The organism is Okeania sp. SIO2B9 (assembly GCF_010672505.1).
GTDB lineage: Bacteria > Cyanobacteriota > Cyanobacteriia > Cyanobacteriales > Microcoleaceae > Okeania > Okeania hirsuta.
The window spans coordinates 1-4892 of record NZ_JAAHGK010000527.1 but is presented as its reverse complement, the minus strand read 5'-3'; the positions used below and the strand labels follow the sequence as shown (position 1 = coordinate 4892).

At 37.6% G+C, this 4892-nt stretch carries 3 protein-coding genes and 1 pseudogene; 3 read left to right on the top strand and 1 reads right to left on the bottom strand.

Annotated elements, in window-relative coordinates:
* Both F6K13_RS18345 and F6K13_RS18340 read left to right on the top strand, forming a co-directional pair.
* A pseudogene (locus F6K13_RS18345) lies at positions 1-1813 on the top strand (hypothetical protein); the annotation flags it as partial.
* Complete coding sequence (locus tag F6K13_RS18340) at positions 1797-2033, top strand: WD40 repeat domain-containing protein (protein WP_240038737.1); 237 nt, start codon at positions 1797-1799, stop codon at positions 2031-2033. The pseudogene F6K13_RS18345 and the gene F6K13_RS18340, both read left to right, overlap by 17 nt.
* Positions 2034-2356: 323 nt before the next feature.
* On the opposite strand, the gene asnS is transcribed toward F6K13_RS18340, so the two are convergent.
* The gene (asnS, locus tag F6K13_RS18335) at positions 2357-3748 is read right to left on the bottom strand and encodes an asparagine--tRNA ligase (protein WP_124142786.1); all 1392 of its coding nucleotides are present in this window, start codon (positions 3746-3748) and stop codon (positions 2357-2359) included.
* 397 nt (positions 3749-4145) lie between these two features.
* On the opposite strand from asnS, the gene F6K13_RS18330 reads away from it, so the two are divergent.
* On the top strand, positions 4146-4655 hold the full coding sequence (locus F6K13_RS18330) for a hypothetical protein (RefSeq protein WP_287287956.1): 510 nt from the start codon (positions 4146-4148) through the stop codon (positions 4653-4655).
* Positions 4656-4892: the final 237 nt, after the last annotated feature.

Sequence of the window (4892 nt, the reverse complement as noted above, 5' to 3'; positions counted from 1 at the left end):
AATTCTGGAAAATTGGCGAATAAATGACGACCCAGAACATTTAAAGACCATAAGCGATCGCCTTTTAGTTAATGAAAAACGAGCAAGTCGGTTATTAGGTTTGTATCAGCAAGTTTTGAATAGTGGGGAGGTAGTAGCAGATGATAGTTCCGAACAAATGGAACTGCGACTGACTGGTTTAGTAGTAAAATATGAAGGTAAATTGATAGTAGCTAACCGAATTTATCAGTCAGTATTTAATGTTACTTGGGTAGAGAAAGAATTAGCAGGTTTACGACCTTATTCAGAAGCGTTTGCTGCATGGTTAGCTTCTGGTTATCAGGATGAGTCACGACTTTTGCGGGGTCAAGCTTTACAGGAAGCTCTAGCATGGGCAGCAGCGAAGAGTTTGAGCGAGCAAGATTATCGGTTTTTAACGGCAAGTCAAGAACTAGATAAACTCGAAATGCAACGGACATTGGCAGCAGAAAGACAAGCAGCTCAAATATTAGCTGAGGCAAATCAGATATTAGAAGTATTACTCAAAAGTGCCTCCTCAAAAACACTATTTCTCGCTGGTCAAGAGTTTGAAGCATTACTAGAAGCATTGAGGGCAGCCAAAATTCTACAATCATTGTCCAAATCAATTAGAACAAAAGCTGATGCTGAAATGCTGGTGGTAACAGCACTGCATCAGGCAGTCTATGGAGTCAAAGAGCGTAATCGTTTGGAAGGACATAAAGATGGAGTAAGTAGTGTTTGTTTCAGCCCTAATGGTACTTTGATTGCTTCTGGTAGTAGGGATAATTCTCTGAAACTCTGGAGTCTTAGTGGTAAAGAATTAAAAACTTTTACTGGACATAACGATCGCATCCATAGCATCTGTTTCCATCCTGATGGTCAGATACTTGCATCTGCCGGTGCGGACACAACTATTAAACTCTGGAGTATTGACGGAACAGAATTACAAAGTTTTACAACAGAACATAGGAATCTGGTTAGTAGTGTTAGTTTCAGTCCGGATGGTCAAACTCTTGCTTCTGGAAGTTTTGATAAAACTATTAAACTTTGGAGTTTAGATGGTAGAGAGTTACAAACTTTGATTGGACACAAAAATCGGGTCTCTAGCATCAGTTTTAGTCCGGATGGTCAAACTCTTGCATCTGCCAGTGGTGACAAAACTATCAAACTCTGGAGTTTAGATGGTAGGGAACTGAAAACCTTTATTGGGCACACTTATCACGTTAATAGCGTCAGTTTTAGTCCAGATGGTCAAACGATTGCATCTGCCAGTGCTGACACAACTATCAAACTCTGGAATTTAGATGGCAAAGAATTACAAACTTTTAGAGGTAACAGAGATTGGGTAAATGCGGTTAGTTTTAGCCCTGATGGTCAGATACTTGCCTCTGCTAGTGCTGACAAAATCATTAAATTCTGGAATATTAAGGGCAAGGAAGTACAAACTTTCCGTGGTCACAGTAATAGAATTTATAGCGTCAGTTTTAGTCCAGATGGTCAGACTATTGCCTCTGCTTCTAGGGACAATACAATTAGACTCTGGAGAGTTAAAAGCACAGAACGAAATATTTTCAATGGTCATAGCAATGAGGTTAGTAATGTCAGTTTTAGCCCTGACGGTCAAACTATTGCTTCCGCTAGTTATGATAGCACTGTTAAACTTTGGAATATTGATGGCAGAGAACTGAAAACCCTTAATGGTCATACAGGTAGAGTTTATAGCATTAGTTTTAGCAAGACTCAGAAAGTTATTGCTTCTGCTAGTGAAGATGAAACTATTAAACTCTGGAGTCTAGATGGTTTGGAATCTTAATGGCAGGGAATTACATACTTTTCAAGGATATCGCCGTGGTCTCAATAGTATTTGTTTTAGTCCAGATGGTCAGATGATTGCTTCTGGCAGCACAGATGGCAAAGTAATTTTGTGGAATCTCAATCTAGAAAATCTTGTAAAACTTGGTTGTGAGTGGGTGGGAGATTATCTGAAAAATAATCCTAATGTTAGTCAGAGCGATCGCCGACTCTGCGATTAAATTCACAACCCTAAAACTCTAAATTCTCCACAACTTGTTTCTTATTCTCCTCACCTCCCATGAAGTTTATGGTTTGATCTTAAAGAGCGAAAAACTAAAAAAATAGGGCGTTGGTAAATTACAGGAGGTAGAAAAAAGTGCCAGGTTTTCGATGGCTAAAACTCAAAAAGTTGGTATTTTGAGTAGACAAGATTCGATAGGCTAATCCTTCCGACACTTCCCCTCCTGGCAGGGGTTAGTGGTTTGTCCCACACTCTGCTTTTTTCAACAAACCCTAATTATTTCCCAGCAACCCCCCTCTATTTTCCCAATAATTCCTAACTTTAAAAATCCACAGTTAAAGGCGCCCTGGGAAAAGGAATCACATCTCGAATATTCCCCATTCCTGTCATAAACTGCACCACTCTTTCAAATCCCAAACCAAACCCTGCATGAGGCACAGTACCATACCTACGCAAATCCAAATACCACCATAATTCCTCCTTATTCATCTCCTGTTCATCTATCCTTTTCTCCAAAATATCTAAACGTTCTTCCCTCTGAGAACCGCCAATAATTTCCCCTACTTTCGGCACCAAAACATCCATTGCCCTAACCGTCTTACCATCATCACTTAAACGCATATAAAAAGCCTTAATTTTTGCTGGATAATCAGTCACAATTACAGGTTTTTTAAACAATTCTTCACACAAATAACGCTCATGTTCCGACTGTAAATCTAAACCCCACTCTACCGGATATTCAAACTTTTTATCTGTCTTTTCCAACAAAGAAACAGCCTCAGTATAAGTAATCCTTTCAAAACTATTATTAATAATCGTATCTGCCGTTTCAAAAACTGTTTTATCAATCCGTTTATTGAAAAATTCCATATCCTCCGGGCAACTTTCTAAAACAGACTTAAAAATATGTTTCAGAAATTCCTCAGCCAAATCCATATCTCCTACTAAATCGCAAAAAGCCATCTCCGGTTCAATCATCCAAAACTCAGCTAAATGTCGAGAAGTATTAGAATTTTCTGCTCGAAAAGTCGGACCAAATGTATAAACATTACTAAAAGCAGTTGCCATAATTTCCGCTTCTAACTGACCGCTAACTGTTAGAAAAGCAGGCTTTCCAAAAAAGTCTTGACTAAAATCAATATCTTGTTTTTCTGTGAGAGGAACTTTCTTTAAATCTAAATTAGTAACTGTAAACATTTCCCCTGCACCTTCACAGTCACTAGCAGTAATAATAGGAGTATGAACCCACAAAAAACCTCGTTCTTGAAAGAATTGATGCACAGCATTAGCACAAGCATTTCTTACCCGAAAAACTGCTCCATAAGTATTAGTGCGCCCTCGCAAATGTGCAATAGTACGGAGAAACTCAAAAGAATGACGTTTTTTCTGCAAAGGATATGTTTCAGGATCAGCATCCCCATAAGCGATCGCCTTTTCTGCCTTAAGTTCAATTCTTTGCCCCTTTGCTGGCGACTCTACCAAAATACCACTCACTTCTACTGATGCACCTGTATTCAGTTGCTGTAAACTTTCTTGATAATTTGGTAGATCAGGATTTAATACCACTTGTAGGTTAGCTAAACATGAACCGTCATTAACCTCTACAAAAGCAAATTCTTTCAACTCTCGCTTAGTGCGTACCCACCCTTGAATTGTTACTTTTTCATCAGGTTTACCGCTTCTTAATATTTCAGCAATTCGTTGATTTGTCATCTATTTAATCCTGTCTATTAGGCTTAACTATTTTGATTAATTTTGGGTATCTTCTAGTATTAGAGAGTCTAGCACAAATTTTTAGTACTCGTAATAAACTGGGTTTTTGGGTAAATCCTGTCTTTTGATGCACTACCGTTATGATAAGATATGATATTGTTGCCCTTGATATTTTCCTTAGCTTGAGTTATCTATATTTTGTCTAGATAGGAATTAGTGGCTTTCTTTTCTCCTAAAAAAATCTTTAACTATTAGATATTTCCAACAATAAAAAATAAAATCAATTATTGTACAGAAATTGTCAATTATTTCCCCCTGTTCCCTATTCCCTTTTTTATGGAGATATCTACTAACTACTAAAAATCATTCAGTAACCAGAAAATCCCAGTATAATTCTATGAAAAATACTAATTTGAGTGGAGATAGAGTACGTCCAATTATCTTATCTCAGCAAGAAATAAAAATAGCGTCAGAACAATACAAGACTCCCTTATATCTCTATAATCTCAATAAAATTGGCCGTCAATATGCCAAACTACGAGATTACCTGCCCCCAAATTTTAATATTCTCTATACTCTGAAGGCCAATAGCAATTTAACTATCTGTCACAAATTGGCTCAATTAGGATGTGGAGCAGATATCAGTTCAACGGGAGAATTGAAAGCAGCACTCAAAACAGGATTTTCAGCTCCAGAAATTGTGTTTACAGGACCAGGAAAAACTAATTCAGAACTAGCAACAGCCATCGAAATAGGGATTGGCATCATTGTACTAGAATCACTAAACGAAGCTCGTCGCTTGAATAATTTGGCTCAAAAGTATAGTAAAAAGCAAGATGTATTAATTCGGATTAACCCCCTTATACAGAACAAGTCAGAGTTGCGAAATTCGGGAACGAGGGGCTAAGTGTGGGAACAATGATACTAATGGTGGAGAAGCTAGTCTAAAAAGTCAAACGATCGCTAGTACCTCCAGCAAATTTGGTGTAGATGAAGATCGAGCTATAAAAGAAATTGCAGTGATAGACTCTTTGGAAAATCTTAACTTAAAAGGTATTCATATCTTTACTGAAAGTAATGTCCTAGACTATAACCAATTACTAAGTTCTTGGACAAATTCTGTTAGCTATACTAATAGTATTTG

Bases quoted from the DNA above. Each gene is read 5' to 3' on its own strand.
- F6K13_RS18340 (WP_240038737.1), top strand. From the start codon at position 1,797: ATGGTTTGGAATCTTAATGGCAGGGAATTACATACTTTTCAAGGATAT.
- asnS (WP_124142786.1), bottom strand. From the start codon at position 3,748: ATGACAAATCAACGAATTGCTGAAATATTAAGAAGCGGTAAACCTGAT.
- F6K13_RS18330 (WP_287287956.1), top strand. From the start codon at position 4,146: ATGAAAAATACTAATTTGAGTGGAGATAGAGTACGTCCAATTATCTTA.